At 46.8% G+C, this 16606-nt stretch carries 17 protein-coding genes; 11 read left to right on the plus strand and 6 right to left on the minus strand.

Annotation, left to right across the window (positions count from 1 at the left end):
• The first annotated feature begins 75 nt into the window (after window positions 1-75).
• The 11 genes from K7P76_RS07750 to K7P76_RS07800 all read left to right on the plus strand — a co-directional run bounded on the left by K7P76_RS07750 (window position 76) and on the right by K7P76_RS07800 (window position 12001).
• Window positions 76-663: a Uma2 family endonuclease gene (locus K7P76_RS07750; RefSeq protein WP_232184663.1), complete on the plus strand. Its 588-nt coding sequence runs from the start codon at window positions 76-78 to the stop codon at window positions 661-663.
• Window positions 664-770: 107 nt separating this feature from the next.
• Complete coding sequence (locus K7P76_RS07755; RefSeq protein WP_232184664.1) at window positions 771-923, plus strand: hypothetical protein; 153 nt, start codon at window positions 771-773, stop codon at window positions 921-923.
• A gap of 137 nt (window positions 924-1060) precedes the next feature.
• On the plus strand, window positions 1061-1303 hold the full coding sequence (locus K7P76_RS07760; RefSeq protein ID WP_232184666.1) for a sugar phosphate isomerase family: 243 nt from the start codon (window positions 1061-1063) through the stop codon (window positions 1301-1303).
• Window positions 1304-1561: 258 nt separating this feature from the next.
• Complete coding sequence (locus tag K7P76_RS07765; RefSeq protein WP_232184667.1) at window positions 1562-2578, plus strand: LacI family DNA-binding transcriptional regulator; 1017 nt, start codon at window positions 1562-1564, stop codon at window positions 2576-2578.
• Window positions 2579-2690: 112 nt separating this feature from the next.
• Window positions 2691-3278 (plus strand): Uma2 family endonuclease, encoded by a 588-nt coding sequence (locus K7P76_RS07770; RefSeq protein WP_232184668.1) that lies wholly within the window; start codon window positions 2691-2693, stop codon window positions 3276-3278.
• A gap of 88 nt (window positions 3279-3366) precedes the next feature.
• The gene (locus tag K7P76_RS07775; RefSeq protein ID WP_232184669.1) at window positions 3367-4161 is read left to right on the plus strand and encodes a phosphodiester glycosidase family protein; all 795 of its coding nucleotides are present in this window, start codon (window positions 3367-3369) and stop codon (window positions 4159-4161) included.
• A 646-nt stretch (window positions 4162-4807) separates the two neighbouring features.
• Complete coding sequence (locus K7P76_RS07780; RefSeq protein ID WP_232184670.1) at window positions 4808-6583, plus strand: sensor histidine kinase; 1776 nt, start codon at window positions 4808-4810, stop codon at window positions 6581-6583.
• A gap of 33 nt (window positions 6584-6616) precedes the next feature.
• On the plus strand, window positions 6617-8272 hold the full coding sequence (locus K7P76_RS07785) for a response regulator (protein WP_232184671.1): 1656 nt from the start codon (window positions 6617-6619) through the stop codon (window positions 8270-8272).
• A 107-nt stretch (window positions 8273-8379) separates the two neighbouring features.
• A complete protein-coding gene (locus K7P76_RS07790; RefSeq protein ID WP_232184672.1) occupies window positions 8380-10095 on the plus strand; it encodes an extracellular solute-binding protein in 1716 nt (571 codons plus the stop codon).
• Window positions 10096-10181: 86 nt separating this feature from the next.
• Complete coding sequence (locus K7P76_RS07795; protein WP_232184674.1) at window positions 10182-11096, plus strand: ABC transporter permease; 915 nt, start codon at window positions 10182-10184, stop codon at window positions 11094-11096.
• 17 nt (window positions 11097-11113) lie between these two features.
• Window positions 11114-12001, plus strand: coding sequence for a carbohydrate ABC transporter permease (locus K7P76_RS07800; RefSeq protein WP_232184676.1), 888 nt, complete (start codon window positions 11114-11116; stop codon window positions 11999-12001).
• A 32-nt stretch (window positions 12002-12033) separates the two neighbouring features.
• Here K7P76_RS07800 and K7P76_RS07805 read toward each other — a convergent pair whose 3' ends face one another.
• From K7P76_RS07805 to K7P76_RS07830, 6 genes are all read right to left on the minus strand, one after another.
• Window positions 12034-12369, minus strand: a complete 336-nt coding sequence (locus tag K7P76_RS07805) for a type II toxin-antitoxin system PemK/MazF family toxin (RefSeq protein WP_232184678.1) — start codon at window positions 12367-12369, stop codon at window positions 12034-12036.
• Complete coding sequence (locus K7P76_RS07810) at window positions 12366-12635, minus strand: AbrB/MazE/SpoVT family DNA-binding domain-containing protein (RefSeq protein WP_309244738.1); 270 nt, start codon at window positions 12633-12635, stop codon at window positions 12366-12368. The genes K7P76_RS07805 and K7P76_RS07810 overlap by 4 nt, the downstream gene beginning before the upstream one ends.
• Before the next feature lie 402 nt (window positions 12636-13037).
• Window positions 13038-13880 (minus strand): phytanoyl-CoA dioxygenase family protein, encoded by an 843-nt coding sequence (locus K7P76_RS07815; protein ID WP_232184681.1) that lies wholly within the window; start codon window positions 13878-13880, stop codon window positions 13038-13040.
• Between the two features lie 63 nt (window positions 13881-13943).
• A complete protein-coding gene (locus tag K7P76_RS07820) occupies window positions 13944-14792 on the minus strand; it encodes a phytanoyl-CoA dioxygenase family protein (protein ID WP_232184682.1) in 849 nt (282 codons plus the stop codon).
• 27 nt (window positions 14793-14819) lie between these two features.
• Complete coding sequence (locus K7P76_RS07825; RefSeq protein WP_232184683.1) at window positions 14820-15653, minus strand: carbohydrate ABC transporter permease; 834 nt, start codon at window positions 15651-15653, stop codon at window positions 14820-14822.
• Between the two features lie 5 nt (window positions 15654-15658).
• Complete coding sequence (locus K7P76_RS07830; protein ID WP_232184684.1) at window positions 15659-16549, minus strand: carbohydrate ABC transporter permease; 891 nt, start codon at window positions 16547-16549, stop codon at window positions 15659-15661.
• Between the last annotated feature and the right edge of the window lie 57 nt (window positions 16550-16606).

Raw genomic sequence — 16606 nt, forward strand, 5'->3', positions numbered from 1 at the left:
CTTGCCGAATCCGAACATACCCAATCCGACGGCTTTGAACTATAATGGAGGTATCGTGAAGGGGGAGGACGGGCTATGAGCGAAGAAGAAAAGGGCAAGCGGAAAGAAGCCGTGAAGGAGCAGCAGGCCAACTATTTGATTGAGGAGAGATATGAGATTATTGAGGGAGTGCGCTACGACTTCCTCTCATCGCCGAGAGTATCGCATCAAATACTGGTCACGGAACTGAACGCTTCAATCCGTTCGACATGCCACGCCAACGGTATCGTGCTGGTGGCGCCGATGGACGTCCATTTTGACGAGAACAACATTGTGCAGCCGGATCTCATCTTTATCGCTAACGAAAATTTGCATATTATCAAAGACGGATGGGTTAAGGGCGTTCCGGATTTGCTTGTGGAAATCCTGTCCCCGAGCACCGGCTCCAAGGATAAGGTGCGAAAGAAAATCATTTACGAGCGGTTTGGCGTTAAAGAATACTGGATTGTCGATCCGGTATACTCCACTATCGATCAGTTGGTGCTCGTTGACGGCAAATATCAGCTGGAAGCCTCTTACGGAGATGAAGACACACTCACGTCCCCGAATCTGTCCTGTATTTCAATTGATTTGCGTCAGCTGTTTCAAGAGGCTATGCGCTTCAATGTGCAGCCAACCGAATGAAGGCATCCGAATGCAGCACGTTCAATCTGTCAAACGGATGATAACCGATTCATTAAACAAAAAGAGGCTCCCCGGCGCGGTTTGCGCCTTAGGGAGCCTTTTTTAGGTTGAGGCAGCAGCGGATCCTAACCGATCGTTCCTCCGCAGCGCTTCTTAATGAAGAAACCGGATCCGCGGCTCACGTACGTGAAGTCGCCCAAAAGGAACTGGATCATTTCTGGTCGGAAGTCAGAAAAGTGGAACAGAGAGGGTTGAACTAATTGTCCTCTGACAACCGGAATCTATGAGGAGTTTATCAGCAGGGAATCGAAGGGAAGGCTAAGATTCGGCTCATCGGTGTTCATTAATCCGGACGAACAAATCGGCATCGGCCAAGCCATGAAGCATCGATTGGCAATTGATGGAGATCGGCATCAACGGGTACATCTGCTTTATCGAACCGGCCCGATCCATCCCGGCGGCTTGTTACGTGACGGAGATCGCCGAGGTCAATCGGGAGCTGTATGCGAAGGATTTTGGCTCCCTGAATGACGTCCCCACGCATGCGATCACCTTCGGTTTGGGAACCGTGCTGAGCTCCCGGGAGCTATGTCTAGTGGCGGTTGGGCGGCATAAAGCGGATATTGTAGCCACTGCTTAGATGGGGGGCGTCTCATCCGAATTGCTCGCCTCGATCATGCAGCTTCATCCGAATGCGAGAACGTCATTCTCGACTCGGAGTCTGCGTCCAAGCTGCCGGAAGCCGAGCTAAGCCGCCGGGGTTGGGATTTAGTCAAAGGTGCAAGCTTGTGGAACAAAAGATTTGTTGCAGATTAGAATTGATAAGAATCACATAGAATGATACTCTTAACATATGAAACCGATTGCATAATATTCGCTGCAAGTTCTGGAGGATTATATGAATAAGAGTACGATTTACCATATTGCCGAGCAGGTTGGCGTGTCGCCTGCCACCGTATCGAGAGCGCTCTCGGGAAGAGGGTACTGCGGCGAGAAAACAAAGGAAAAGATACTTAAGATCGCCAAGGAATTGAATTACGCTCCCGACCAAGCGGCCAAAATGCTGAAGACGAGAAAGACGAAAAAAATTATTTTTGCCGTACCCGATATTTGCAACCCGTTTTACTTCGATATGATTAACGGCATCAATCAGGTGTTGGAGTCCTATGGCTATTTGCTGATTCTTTTCTACACCAAACACAGCTTAAAGGAAGAACTGAAAGCGATCCAGAACGTGAGGGAAAAAGTGGCTGACGGCATGATCATGGTGTCCTTCCATTTTTGCGAGGAAAACATTAAGGCCATTAACTCGCTCCATGCCCCGGTCGTATTAACGAATAAATACGTATCGGCGGAGGGCGGCGACAAGTTTGATTACGTATATGTAGACACCTATGAAGGCGTCAAACTGGGAACAGAGCACCTTATCAAGCAGGGAATCGAGAAAATCGCTTTCATCGGCGGCAATATGAGCGAGCAAACCGGCTTTCAACGGTATTGCGGCTATCGAGATGCTTTGCTCGACGCGAACTTGAACCTAGATGAATCGTTGGTTATCCCATCGAATTATACAGAAAGCGGCGGCTATTTGGCGGCCCAGTCGCTGCTTGAGCGATCGGAGCGGCCTCAAGCCGTTGTCGCGGCCAACGATTTAATGGCGATCGGCGTCATGAAAGCATGCGAGGAAGCGGGGCTTTCCATACCGGATGATATAGCCGTGGTGGGAATGGACAATTTGGATATCGCATCGCGTGTGTATCCGAAACTGACCTCCGTGGCTTTATTGCAGGAGGAAATTGGGCGAAATGCTGCGCAAATTCTAATGGATCGTCTGCACGGGAATTTAAGCTCGGATGGCGAAATCAAGCTTCTCCCGCGTCTCGTCGTCCGGAAGTCCAGCATGCGATTCGGTTGAATCGACAGAAGAGGCTCCCGGGCGTCATTTCTCCTGCGGGAGCGATCCGAATCATACCCAATCCGACGGCTTTGAACTATAATGGAGGTATTGTGAAAGGGGAGGACGGACCATGAGCGAAGAAGAAAAGGACAAGCGGAAAGAAGCCGTGAAGGAGCAGCAGGCCAACTATTGGATCGAGGAGAGATATGAGATTATTGAGGGAGTGCGTTACGACTTCCTCTCATCGCCGAGAGTAACGCATCAAATGCTGGTCACCGAACTTTACGCATCCATCCGTTCGACATGCCACGCCAACGGTATCGTGCTGGTGGCGCCGATGGACGTCCATTTTGACGAGAACAACATTGTGCAGCCCGATCTCATCTTTATCGCAAACGAAAATTTGCATATTATCAAAGACGGATGGGTTAAAGGCGTTCCGGATTTGCTTGTGGAAATACTGTCCCCGAGCACCGGCTCCAAGGATAAGGTGCGAAAGAAAATCATATATGAGCGGTTTGGCGTAAAAGAATACTGGATTGTCGATCCTTTATACTCCACTATCGATCAGTTGGTGCTCGTTGACGGCAAATATCGGCTGGAAGCCTCCTACGGAGACGAAGACACATTCACGTCTCCGAATCTGACCTGTATTTCAATTGATTTGCGTCAGCTGTTTCAAGAGGCTATGCGCTTCAATGAGCATACGGCTGAATGAAGGCATCCGGGCGGATGATAACCGATTCATTCACGGGAATTTAAGCTCAGATGGAGAATCGGCTGCCGTATATTGATATAATGGGAGAATGGAAAAACAAACCTTATTTAAGCTAAAAACCGTTGGGATACTTCTGCCCGCGCTGGCAGCTATATTCGTAACTCTCTTTATTTTCTCCAACAACAATGAACGCCAAGACGATGAGCTTAATATGCCTCGCGATTATGTGTATGGCACGGCCGTCGCTGCGAACGGCATGGAGCTGCATTATTTGCGAACGCGACCGTCTAATGTTGCGCTGGAATCTATTCACAATAATGTAACGGCGGCCCCCTACTACGGCATTAATGGAGGGTTCTTCTATCAAGACGCTTTGCTCAGCATCGCCGTCGTCAACGATCTGTCTGTCAACGAAGCGGAAAGCCAATACGGTACGGGTGAAACCAATGCCAAATACGCGAGAGGCACTTTAGTATGGGATGGAAACCTGGACCGGCTTAGCGTGCAGGTTGTAAGTCGGGCATCCGAGCTCTCGGTTACGGATCGCACGCGTTTCTGGGCGCAGGGGGGCATCAGCATGAGCCTCGACCGTAACGATCATTGGTTAGAGCAAGCCGCGTTTGAAAATGCCCCTTTGCCGGATGATTATTGCTTGCGTTCAGCGGCGGTATACGATCTCGACGGGAGCTTGTACCTGATCGTCAGCACCACGAAGGGATCGCTGGCCTCATTCCGCGAAGCGATCTTGGAACAAATCGGAGATGGGAAGCTCATAAATGGCATCTTCCTGGATGGAGACGGTTCGTCGCAGCTCCGCAGCCGCGAAGCGAAGCTGATAGGAGACGGCCGACCGGTCGTTCAGATGCTTCGCCTATTGAAGTGATGGATTATGCGAAGGCACGAGCACAACGCGCTCGCCCCTAAGAGAGGCAGAGGCGTTTCTTTGCGTTGAGAACAAACTGTAAAAAGCGCAGGTTGATTCGCCAAAAACGGTTTTTTGAACCGTTTAACTGCAAAATGTGCAGGTAATCGGGGCTAGTTTGAGTCATTCTAGCTGATTTGGTCCAAACACCTGTAGAAAATGCAGGTTGATAGGCGAATATCCCGTTTTTAGACGATTTTAACTGTAGTAAATACAGGTTCCTCCGATTAACAGTAAAGATTTTGTTGCAGCGAAGGGGCTGTCCCATAAAGTCTGAAAAAGACTTGAGGGACAGCCCCTGTTTCTTCGTGCAATTCTTTCAGAATACATTTCAGCCAGTCTTCATGAAGAGTTCAGGTACAGGTCGCACAATGAGATTATATCGATACAATACGTCTGCGTAGATAGAGGAGTGGAAGTGAGCATGAGCAAGTTGAAGAGCAAACAATACGATAAAAGAGATTATGGCTAACCTTGTTGTTCCAAGGATAAGCTTTGTAATGACTATCGAGATCAAATGAGCGTATACTGGAGGATGAAAATTAGCTGCCATTAGTTGCGGAATTCGATTGGTCAATGTCACTTGCGAAATGGGGAGGTTACCGACATGGTACTTATGAAAGAGCTATTTAAAGAAAAGTGGAAAATGTCTATTTTCGGCAGATTGGTCATTACGTTTCTTCTCATTATTTTCCCCATCTACGTTCTTAGTATCGAAATCTATCAATGGGCCATACAAACCCAAAAACAGGATATTTCCAATACGATGCTCTCCCAGGTCAATTTTTATATGGAGAATCTTGAAAAAGAAATACAAAGAATAAAACTGCTACAGTATTACAGCACGGACGACGTGAATTTGCATCAACTTGCTTTCGTTCCTGAGTCTCTCGATGACTATGGGAAAGCGCAAACGATTTTACAACTGCAACAGCATTTGAAAGCGATAGCCAGCAGCAGTTCTTATATCACAAGTGCAAACGCTTACATTCCTTCTATTAACAGGGTTGTATCTTCATCGACTTTTGAAAGCTCCATCCCTAAGGAGGAATTTAATATCTTGGATACGAATTCCTACAATTCTAAAGACGCACAAACGATTTATTGGAATAATCGTCTTTTTCTAAGCATCTCCAATTTATCGAATACCCCTATTGATACCAAAAACAAAGTGAAAAAGAAACCTGCTTACATTATTGCCGTCGAACTGAACCTGAGTGTATTGGAAGACGCACTAAAGCAGTTCAATACTTACAAAAACGGAGGGGCTTTGTTAATAGACCTTCAGAACGATTTCATATTGACGAGTACGAATAATACGGAAGAAAATTCAAGGGTTGCGGAATTTGTAAAGGAGGCCGTAAAAACCGCGAAAAGCGGCTCCGAGAATATAAAAGTTATGGACAAGGCCTATTGGGCGATTTACACGAGCTCCGATTATCTTGGTTTTACGTTGTCTAAGTATATACCCGAAAGCGAAGTCCTTAAAGCCTTCAAGAAATACTCCAACTGGTTCTGGATTTTTACTGCGACAGCCATTCTGCTTATTCTTTTATACTCCTTTTCCACGTACCGTTTGATTTACAAACCTCTGTCGTTGCTAGTAAAATCCTTCCGCAAGATGGAGAAAGGCGACTTGAATATATCCATTGCACATAAAACCGACAACGAATTCAGATACCTATACGGCGCTTTCAATAAAATGGTCGATAAGTTCGGTACTTTAATCGAGCAGGTCTATAAACAGAAAATACTTGCGCAGAATGCGCAATTGAAGCAGCTTCAGACGCAAATCGTCCCGCACTTTCTTTACAATAGCTACTTCATTCTGCACAGGATGGTGTTGGATGAAGATAACGAAAATGCGGCCCGTTTCTCGGAACAGCTTGGAAATTATCTCAAATTCATCACGCGGAGCGCAGGGGACGAGGTAACATTAGCCAGTGAAATTGAGCATGCACGGATATATACGGAAATATTGAGCATGCGTTTTGCCAGCAGGATGAAAATCGAATTCGAAGAAACACCGGAACAATGCAGTCCTATTAGGGTGCCCCGTCTTATTATTCAGCCTATTATCGAGAATGCGCTTGAGCATGGTCTTGAGAATAAGGCCAGCGGCGGAATACTGATCATCTCTTTCGTAAAGTCGGAAGAAGTTCTGGATATTGTAGTTGAAGATAACGGAAATAGTTTGAATAACGAGGAATTAGAGGCTCTGCAGAAGTCTCTTGTCGAAAAGGATCATATTGACGAGGTGGAAATGACCGGAATTAAAAATATACATAGAAGGCTTCAATATAGTTTCGGAAACGACAGTGGATTGATATTTTCCAGAAGCGGCTTGGGTGGGTTAAAGGTGGTTATTAGAATTGTAGGTTAGCCTCTCGGAATGATTAATTAAAGGAGTGAGACGATGTATAAACTGTTGATTGTGGATGATGAACAGATGATCGTGGATTGGCTTTATCGACTTTTTAGCGGTTTACAGCAACTCGAACTGGATATATACAAAGCCTATAGGGGAGATCAAGCCATGAGTTGGCTGAACAGGACAAAAATCGATATTGTGCTGACGGATATCCATATGCCTGAAATGAACGGAATACAGCTGCTTGAGAACATAAAGAACAGATGGCCAGACTGCAAAGTTATATTTTTAACCGGATACAACCAATTCGATTATGTGTATACGGCAATCAAGCATGAAGGCGTAAGTTATTTGCTGAAAACGGAAAACGACTCTGAAATCATTAAGACGGTAGAAAAAGCCATCGGCGAAATCGAGCATAGTTATAGAAATACGGAACTGATCAGCAGGGGGAGACAGCAAGTAAGCAAGGCGCTGCCGCTGCTTCAGAAGGAATATCTTACTACGCTGCTCCAAGGGGAGAAGTCCGTACTCCCGGTTACACAGCAACAGCTGGATGAAATGGAAATCTCTCTGAACTCCGAGCTTCCGGTATTAATGCTGATTGGAACAATGGACAATCTATCCAAAAAGCTTGTCCAGGCTGAAAAGACCCGTCTGATCTATACAGTTAAGAACATCGTGGAAGAGTATTTGTTTGAGAACATCCATTCCGCCTATATTTTTTATGAAGAATCGTACTCCGTTTGGTTAATTCAGCCCGCGGATTCTCAGTCCGACTGGGAAAGAACCGGCTTGTTCATTAAGGAAATGCTGGAAACCGCCCAGAGAGCTTGTATGGAATCCCTTCAGGTAAGCATGTCTTTCGCGCTTGCTAAAGATTTAAGCAGCTGGGATACGGTTTCCGAAAAGTACTACGGTTTAAAGCAGCTGCTCAACTATCGTATTGGCTCTAAAAGCGGCATTATCATAACAGAGAATGAATCCGACCCCGTTGTACAGGATCAAGCATTAAGTACAAATCGGTATGACGGAAACATACACGCTCAACTGAATAAGATCGGTAAATTGGAGAGCTGTTTAGATCGAGGCCAGAAGCAGGATTTTTTCGAAATATTTTCCGAGATAACGGGGTTTCTGAAAAGTATTCCTAGTATGCATTACATACCTGCATTGGAAATCTATTTTTCATTATCAATAAAGCTGTTGTCTTACATCAATCGGAGAGGGCTTGCCGCGAAACGGGTTTTCCATACGAGCATAAACAAGCTTACCCGTATAGATGAATTCGATAGTTGGGCAGATGCCGCCGAATATTTGCAACAGACTGCAGACGACATCTTTAAATTGCAGGAACGTGATCAGGAAAAGCGGGAAAAGGATATTATCATGCTCGTGCAGCAATATATTTTCGAACATTTATCGGAGGACATATCGCTAGTAAAGCTAGGCGAGTTAACCTATTTCAACCCTTCTTACTTATCGCGGCTATTTAAACAGATAACCGGCACTAATATTTCAGACCATATTCATCTTGCGCGGATTAACAAGGCAAAGGAGCTTTTGAGCGGGACCGGAATGAAAATACATGAAGTTGCTATCTCTATCGGCTTTGATTCTCCCGCTTACTTTGCTAAGTTTTTCAAAAAATCGACAAGCATGACGCCGCAGGAGTACCGCGATTCTTTGTTCATGAAGTAAACGGAAAGCTCAAAAGTAAAAAATGTCATATATTAAACGCTTTCATTCGCTGACTATAATAAATTAGAGGCCTCGCTTAAACCAAACAAAAAAAACGGAGGGTTTACATGAAACATCGAAGGTTCGCTAAGCTCATTTCTTTAGTGCTTGTGGCTTCTATGATTTTAGTAGCGACTGCTTGCAATTCTTCGAAAAATACACAGAACGAAGCGACATCCGGATCTGTTAGTTCGTCAGCCAGCACCTCGTCATCTCCGGAAAAATCAGAAGATTCAGAAAAATCTCCTATGGCCAAATATGATCCTCCAATTACGCTTACAAGCGTACGAGCGGATCTTGGCACAAACTATAAATATGATGAAGGCGAAACCATTGACAACAATGTCTGGACAAAAACGTATGAAGAGGATCTGGGAATTAAGATCAAATATAATTGGGTTGTTCCTGGAGACCAATATGCGCAAAAATTCGGTGTAGCCATTGCTTCAAACGATTTACCCGACGTATTTGATGTCGATATGAAAAATCTCAAGCTGTTGATCGACAATGATGTCATTGCCGATTTAACAAGCGTATACGACCAGTATGCCACGCCGTTAACCAAAAGCGTTATTGAAGGGGACGGCGGCTTGATGCTCGGAACGGCCAGATTCGACGGAAAGCTGATGGCTATTCCGGAGACTCAATCGATGTTGGACAATATTGAAATGATCTGGATACGCAACGACTGGCTCAAAAAATTGAATTTGCCGACACCTAAGACAATGGATGAATTGGTAAAAACGGCAGAGGCGTTCGTCTCGCAGGATCCTGATGGAAACGGGAAGGCCGATACGCTTGGCTTTGCAATCAATAAGGATGCGGTAAGCGGCGGAGTTACCGGTTGGGCTGATATTGCTCCGATATTCTATGCCTATCATGCGTATCCGGGCGGATGGATCAAGGATGCTTCTGGCAATCTGGTCTTCGGCACCATACAACCCGAAGTAAAGACAGCATTGGCTGCTTTACAAGATATGTACAGCAAAAACCTGATCGATCGGGAATTTGGCGTTAAGGACGGTACAAAAGTGGCGGAGTCCACTACGGCGGGCAAAATTGGAATCGCTTACGGAGCTATGTGGAATTCGATTTGGCCTCTCAATTCAAGCAAGGAAAACGATAAAGACCCTGGCGACTGGATACCGATTCCGTTGGTTTCTTCAGACGATAAGCCGGTACTGTCTTTGGTCTCGTCACCTGTTGGGGGTTACCATGTCGTAAACAAAAATTTCGAGCATCCTGAGGCACTTATCAAAATAGTAAACGAATGGGTAGAGAAGACAGTCGGCCCTAATGCAGATAACAACAAGTATGGTACTACGCTTGAGGGCAAGGAAGTATTCAAGATGTCCCTGTTCCGCGTATGGAAGCCCAAGCAGAATCTAGAAAGTTACCAGGCAGTTCAAGCGGCATTCCAAAGCAAGGATCCTTCGCAGCTGAATACTACAGACAAATCCAACTATGACAAGACTCTCGCATATCAAGGCGGAGATCTCAAGAGCTGGGGTTATGCAGCCGTATTCGGACCGGGCGGCTCGCAATCCTTATTAGAGCAAATTGATAAAAACAACCAATGGGTCTTCAATGAATACTACGGCGCTCCTACGCAAACGCAGTCGGACAAGGGAGCTACTCTTGCCAAAATACAGAACGAAACATTCCTCAAGATTATTATGGGGAAAGCGCCAATCGATGAATTCGACAAATTTGTGGATCAATGGAAAAAGCTTGGCGGGGATCAAATTACTAAGGAAGTCAACGACTGGTACAAATCTAAATAACGATCGGGTGTGAAAAGGAAAAAGGAAGTTGGCGGAACCAACTTCCTTTTTCTGAAATCGAAATGCAATACGACGGAGGAATAAGCATGGAGGCTCTAAGATCGAAGGGGAAAAAATGGATTCGGGAATCGCCCTTGCATCTGATGATGGTACCCGGGATCATTCTGCTGCTGATATTCAGCTATGGACCTATGGTGGGAATCGTAATGGCATTCGAAAGGTTCAATGTGACCAAAGGATTCTTCGGATCGGAATGGATAGGACTCGATAATTTCGAGTTCATCTTGCAAATACCCGATGTACGTCAAGTGTTCTGGAATACGATTTTTATCGCCCTAATGAAAATTGTCGCAAGTTTGATCGTACCTGTCGGACTAGCGCTTCTGTTAAATGAATTACGTGCAAAGTATGTGAAAAGAGGCATACAAACGATAATATACCTCCCGTACTTTTTATCATGGGTTCTCTTGGCAGGGATTTTAATCGACATCCTATCTCCCTCCAGCGGTATCGTAAATCAATTTTTAGGAATATTCGGAATCAAGCCTATATTTTTTCTAGGGAATGAAAAGATGTTTCCGTATTTGCTTGTCGTTACGCATGTGTGGAAGGAAGCTGGATTTGGAACAATCATCTATCTGGCAGCGTTGACAGGAATAGATCCGACGCTGTATGAGGCAGCTATCGTGGATGGAGCTAACCGCTGGAGGCAAACCTGGCATATTACCTTGCCCGGGTTGACCCCTATCGTGATCCTTATGACTGTATTGAGCCTTGGCGGTATTCTAAATGCAGGGTTCGATCAGGTTTTCAATTTATACAACCCTCTCGTATACAGTACCGGAGATATCGTAGATACGATGGTTTACAGGATGGGGTTGATCGATAACCAATACAGCATCGCGACAGCTGTCGGCCTATTCAAATCGGTTGTTTCCGTTATTCTTATATTGGTTTCATACAGACTGGCAGATAAATTTGCAGGATATAAAGTTTTATAATCCGTTGGAGGAATGGTATGAAGGTTAATACTTCATTTGGAAAAATGCTTTTTCCTATTTTCAATTATACGGTTCTTATTGCGTTTGCCTTGCTGTGTTTGCTGCCAATGATCCACGTGCTGGCCATTTCATTCAGCAGCGGTACGGCAGCCGCAGCAGGTTATGTGACTTTGTGGCCTATTAACTTCACATTCAAAGCCTATGAGTTTGTTGCCAATAAACCGGAATTTATCAGGTCCATGATTGTTTCTTTTAAGAGAGTATTAATTGGCGTGCCTATCGATATGCTCTTGATCATACTGATTGCTTATCCACTCTCCAAAGATGAAAGAATGCTTTCATTCCGCAAGGCGTATATTGTATTTTTTATGATTACGATCCTCTTTGGAGGCGGATTGATTCCTTGGTATATGGTCATCAAAATGACCGGGCTGATAGATTCCATTTTCGCGCTGATTTTACCGGGTGCCGTTCCTGTCTTTAGCGTGATCATTCTGCTTAATTTCTTCAGGAATTTGCCCAAGGAGATCGAAGAGGCGGCTTTTATAGACGGTGCCAGCCATTGGTATACGTTGTGGAAAATATACGTGCCGCTTTCTATGCCAGCCATTGCCACGTTGATATTGTTTTCTTCCGTAGGTCACTGGAATAGCTGGTTTGACGGCATTATCCTGATGAACAGGACAGAACATTATCCTTTGCAAAGTTATCTTCAAACTGTTGTGGTACAGCAGGGGCTGCTCAAGATGGTTACCATTCAGGACACCCAAACGTTCCTCGAAGTATCCAATAGGACGAACAAGGCGGCGCAGATTTTTATCGGAGCATTACCGATTCTGTTGGTTTATCCTTTCCTGCAAAGGTATTTCATGAGCGGAATCGTACTGGGGAGCGTTAAGGGATGACGTGAGAGTAGGGAGCGGAAGATATCAGGGCTTTACGCCAAGATGGAACGGGTGTTACGGAGAATATCTTTCATTACATCGGAATCAACCGGAACGCTGGCAACGACTTTGATTTTACGTTTTCTCACGTCCAGGCTCTTTAATTGATCCGTTAGAACGACACCAGTGAATGGGAGTCCTTCCGGAAGCGGAACTTCAAAAGCATAGTCCTTTGCTTGGTTTGTGATTGGACACACGACCGCAAAGCCGGTCAAGTCGTTAAATTCTAATTCAGATAATACGATGGCGGGACGGCGACCAGCTTGTTCCCGCCCGGCTTGCGGATCGAAGTCCAGCCAAACCAGATCGCCTCGTGCTGGAATGGTCAAATCAGTTCGTCTCCTTCAATACCGAGGTCGATTTCTTCATGGCGCGGTGAATCCGGATTGACTTTCGCAAGAAGTTTCTTCATATGAGCGCGTAATTCCTCGTTCGTCTCTTGCGGTTTTACCACGGGACGAAGCAGAATATCGTTCTCCGGCGTTAACATGATCTGCAACTCGGCGCCTTCTTCTAAGTTAAGGCGTTTTAACAATTGGTTCGGAATACGGATAGCGCTGCTATTGCCCCATTTACTGAGAGTTGCACTCGTCATTAGGATCATGTCCCTTCCCTTATTATGATCCAATTATAACTCACCCTCTTTAGGAAGTATATCCATATGATATACAATGGTTACGATATCGATACCCATATTTATTAAAAAGAAGCAAGGCGGCCGTTTTATATTGGCGCCTTGCTTGAAAAATTCGGTTTAGAGGTCAGTCATCGCCTAGGGGCAGTTTTTTGGCCTTGGCGAAGTCACAACGCTGCGTTTCAAGGTGGTGAAGGCAGTTTTTTAGCCTTGGCGAAGTCACAACGCTGCGTTTCAAGGTGGTGAAGGCAGTTTTTTGGTCTTGGCGAAGTCACAACGTTGAGCTCCCGGGTGATGTAGGCAGTTTTTTGGCCTTCGAACCATAGTACAGAGGCGGAAGGGTTAATGACGGGAACAGGGAGTTCAACCCACCGTCAGGGGAGCCAGCAAAGGGAAATATTCATTGGCGAAAAGCTGCCCTTGACGTGGTCTGGGACCGAGCAAACGGATGTTGTCGACGTTCTGCCCTTTGTTCTCATAAGCCATGTCGCTCGGCATCAGATGAGAAACGACCGACAGGCGCGGGGCATCGGACAAGTTAGGTCCCGATGCATGGAATGCCAGGGAATGGTGAAAGCTCGCTTGGCCTGCTTTTAAGGTCATGGGAACTTCCCGCCACTCCCGCCCATCCCGGGCGAATTGATTCTTCAAGGAATCGAGATCTTGATTAAAGAAGGAATCGCTGGTCGGCACAAGCCCCCAACGGTGGGAGCCGGGAACAACCATCATGCATCCGTTCGAGAGATCGGTGTCCTGGAGGGCGATCCACGCCGTCACCAAGTTGTCGCTGTTCGTGCATTGCCAGTAGGCATAATCCTGATGCCAGCCGACATTGCCGGAGGACACATTCTGCTTATTTCCCGTACCCGGTTTATAGATGACTTGGTCATACCATACACGGACGGCATCCGTATCCATCAATTCCGCCGCCATCTGTCCGAGCAGCGGATTCGTAATGGCGTCCTTGATTACATCGTTGACCCACCAGGCATTATCCATCTTGCGCAACTGCAGGGGATTGCCGTTCGATTCCCATTCCGACAAGGGAAACCCGTCTCCGTCGTAATCGCGTGCCCAGATCCTGTCATGGGCTTGGCGCAGTCGCGCTAACTGGTCATCATCGAAAATCCGGGGGCTGATCCAGTAGCCATTATCTTGATAAAACCGTACATCCTCATTGGTTACGACACGTTTGTTCAATTTCATTTTACCAACTCCTTCTGCACATTAAACCTCTTACCTCACACCTTGCGCCTGGAATCCAACAACTCAATTTTGCGGCGACGGCTCCCACGGCATTCTGACCGGATAGCCGATTCGTTCGTTGCGGAACAGCTTCTTCGCCCGGTCGCTCAACCCGTTGTAGACGTCGCGGGGGATCTGGATCTCAAATCCGCTTCCGTACCAGGCGCGATTATAGATGAGGGCAATGTTCGTGCGGCGCGCGTTCGAACGGTTCGGCGTGCCCCGATGCCACATCCGCAGGTCGCGAATGACGATGGAGCCGGCCGACATATACACTTTCTCGGACAGCATGTGCTCGGCGGCGCGAACAATATGAAGGTGAGGATTCACTGAGCCGTCCAGCGTGTCGTGATTAGCGTAATCCGGATTCATATGCGTGCCTCCCGGCCATACTTCCAACGGTCCGTTCTCTTCCGTCGTATCGACTAGAGGGATATTCACTACCAAGCTGAAGGCGGGAAGAGGAACCGAAAGCTCCGGGAATAACGGCATCGTATCGCTGTGCACATTCTGGTAATCCGACCCTGGCATAGGGGTATCCGAAGCGAAATAAGTGCATTTGCAGTCGTGGCCGAGAATTTGTTCGACGATCGACAGGGCGATCGGATGATTGATAATGCGCTCATCGTTATACGGAGCCATGAACGGCAAGTGCATCTGTGCCCGGTTGGTTCCGGTATTGTAGCCTTTGCGGCTAATATAATCGTCGAACAGAGGATCGAACGAAGCCCGCAGCTCGCGGATGAACGCTTCATCCAGCACTTTCTCGAACACGATATAACCGTTTGCTTTCACCTGTTCGACCGCAAGGGCCAACGTTTCCGGTGCTAGTATCCCTGTGGACAACTCTTCTGGAGTTAAATGGATTTTCATAGTAAACAGCCTCCTGTAATCAAGTCGTTATTCTTTCAAAGCGCCCATCGTCAAACCCGTAATGATTTTTCGTTGGAAAAGGATATAAGTTAAAATCGTCGGAATCGCCGAGATGATCGCCGAGGTGGCAACCATGCTGTAGTCCATCGTAAATTTCGTGCGAAAATAATTGAGCCCCACCGGCAAGGTGAGCAAATCCTGATTACGGATCAGTATGGTCGGCAGCATGAAGTTGTTCCACGTGCCCAGTACCGCGAAGATCGCCGCCGCCACCACAACCGGAGTCATGAGCGGCATGATGATGTAGATCAAATTTTTGAATTCAGTCGATCCGTCCATTCGGGCCGACTCCAGCAACGAAGCGGATATGTCCTTCATGAATCCGCGGAAGAGGAATACGGTAAATGGCACGCTCAAAGCGATTTGCGGCATAATAATCGCCCACCGGGTGTTCAGCAGCGATATGGATTTCAAGTTGAAGAAAAGCGGGATAATAATGAGCTCGATCGGGATAATCAACCCCAACACGATGAGCAAAAACAACATTTCCTTGCCGATAAACTTCAGATAGGCGAAAGCATATGCCGCCATGATCGAGATAACCAAAGAAACGACGACTACGATGAGGGTGACGATGACGCTGTTCTTGAAGTACGTGCTGAAGTTGCCGACCTTCCAGATGTGTACGTAATTATTCCAGGCCCAAGCGGAAGGCAAAGCCAACGGGCCGTTCTTGATCACTTCCTTGGTCGTTCGCAGCGAGGTGTTCAGAACGAGAATGAACGGTCCGGCCGTAAACAAAGCGACTATCGTTAGAAACACGTACATTTGCGTCTTTTTCAAACCTTCCAAGCTTCTCATTCCGATCACCTGTCCCTTTCCCTGACATAGATGATCAGGCGCGTGACGACGAGCACGAATACGGTCAGAATGATCGAAGCCGCCGCACCGAAGCCTACCCGGTTTTGTATAAAGCCCTGGTAATAGACGTAATACGAAATGACGTAGGAGCTGTAGCCCGGACCGCCGTTTGTCGTCGTCATGACCAGATCGAAAATGCTGAACGAGCCAACCGTCATAAGTACCACCACGCTTGTGATCGCCTGATGAATACCCGGAATCGTAATGTAGCGGAATTGTCCCGCGGATCCGCAGCCATCCATTTTCGCCGCTTCGTACAGATGGGGATCGACCCCCTGAATAGCCGCGGTGAAGATGATGACGCAAAATCCGTACGTTTGCCACAGATAAATGATGAACAAAGCGAACATGACGATTTTGGGATCTCCGAGCCATCCCGTTGCCCATGCATCCAGCCCTATTGAACGCAGGATGACATTTAACGGACCGAATGTCGGGTCGTAGATCCATTTCCAGATAACCGCCGCGATGACCATCGAGATAACCTGCGGGAGGAAGAAAATCAGCTGGAACCCTTTGCCGAACCGGGCTTTGCCGCGGACAAGCATGCTGGATACGACAAGGCCGAGCCATACCGGGAGAGTAGCGGAAGCAAGCACCCACAGCAGCGTATTTCGGAGCGCGATCCAGAACGTCGGCTCTACGGAGAACAGATCGATGTAATTTTGGAAGCCGACGAAAGTTTTGGGGCCGATTCCGTCCCATTCGGTTAAGCTCGTATAGAACGTTTGCAAAGCCGGCCAGCCGACAAAATAAAGGTAGAAGAAAAAGGCGGGCAGCAGAAAAAGATAAGCGACCGTAGACTTGCGCAAGGTTGATCTTATAAGCGGTTTCAAAGGTTGATTCACCTCGCATTGGAAACGAGCAGCCGCCCCATTAATTCATACGGCTGC

Origin of the sequence: Cohnella silvisoli (assembly GCF_021190915.1) — a bacterium.
Taxonomy (GTDB): Bacteria; Bacillota; Bacilli; order Paenibacillales; family Paenibacillaceae; genus Cohnella; species Cohnella silvisoli.

What these genes read in the sequence shown, in the direction of transcription:
- K7P76_RS07775 (WP_232184669.1), top strand. Translation starts at nt 3,367, where the DNA reads ATGGAAAAACAAACCTTATTTAAGCTAAAAACCGTTGGGATACTTCTG.
- K7P76_RS07800 (WP_232184676.1), top strand. Translation starts at nt 11,114, where the DNA reads ATGAAGGTTAATACTTCATTTGGAAAAATGCTTTTTCCTATTTTCAAT.
- K7P76_RS07825 (WP_232184683.1), bottom strand. Translation starts at nt 15,653, where the DNA reads ATGAGAAGCTTGGAAGGTTTGAAAAAGACGCAAATGTACGTGTTTCTA.
- K7P76_RS07750 (WP_232184663.1), top strand. Translation starts at nt 76, where the DNA reads ATGAGCGAAGAAGAAAAGGGCAAGCGGAAAGAAGCCGTGAAGGAGCAG.
- K7P76_RS07795 (WP_232184674.1), top strand. Translation starts at nt 10,182, where the DNA reads ATGGAGGCTCTAAGATCGAAGGGGAAAAAATGGATTCGGGAATCGCCC.
- K7P76_RS07765 (WP_232184667.1), top strand. Translation starts at nt 1,562, where the DNA reads ATGAATAAGAGTACGATTTACCATATTGCCGAGCAGGTTGGCGTGTCG.
- K7P76_RS07810 (WP_309244738.1), bottom strand. Translation starts at nt 12,635, where the DNA reads ATGACGAGTGCAACTCTCAGTAAATGGGGCAATAGCAGCGCTATCCGT.
- K7P76_RS07820 (WP_232184682.1), bottom strand. Translation starts at nt 14,792, where the DNA reads ATGAAAATCCATTTAACTCCAGAAGAGTTGTCCACAGGGATACTAGCA.
- K7P76_RS07785 (WP_232184671.1), top strand. Translation starts at nt 6,617, where the DNA reads ATGTATAAACTGTTGATTGTGGATGATGAACAGATGATCGTGGATTGG.
- K7P76_RS07815 (WP_232184681.1), bottom strand. Translation starts at nt 13,880, where the DNA reads ATGAAATTGAACAAACGTGTCGTAACCAATGAGGATGTACGGTTTTAT.
- K7P76_RS07780 (WP_232184670.1), top strand. Translation starts at nt 4,808, where the DNA reads ATGGTACTTATGAAAGAGCTATTTAAAGAAAAGTGGAAAATGTCTATT.
- K7P76_RS07790 (WP_232184672.1), top strand. Translation starts at nt 8,380, where the DNA reads ATGAAACATCGAAGGTTCGCTAAGCTCATTTCTTTAGTGCTTGTGGCT.
- K7P76_RS07770 (WP_232184668.1), top strand. Translation starts at nt 2,691, where the DNA reads ATGAGCGAAGAAGAAAAGGACAAGCGGAAAGAAGCCGTGAAGGAGCAG.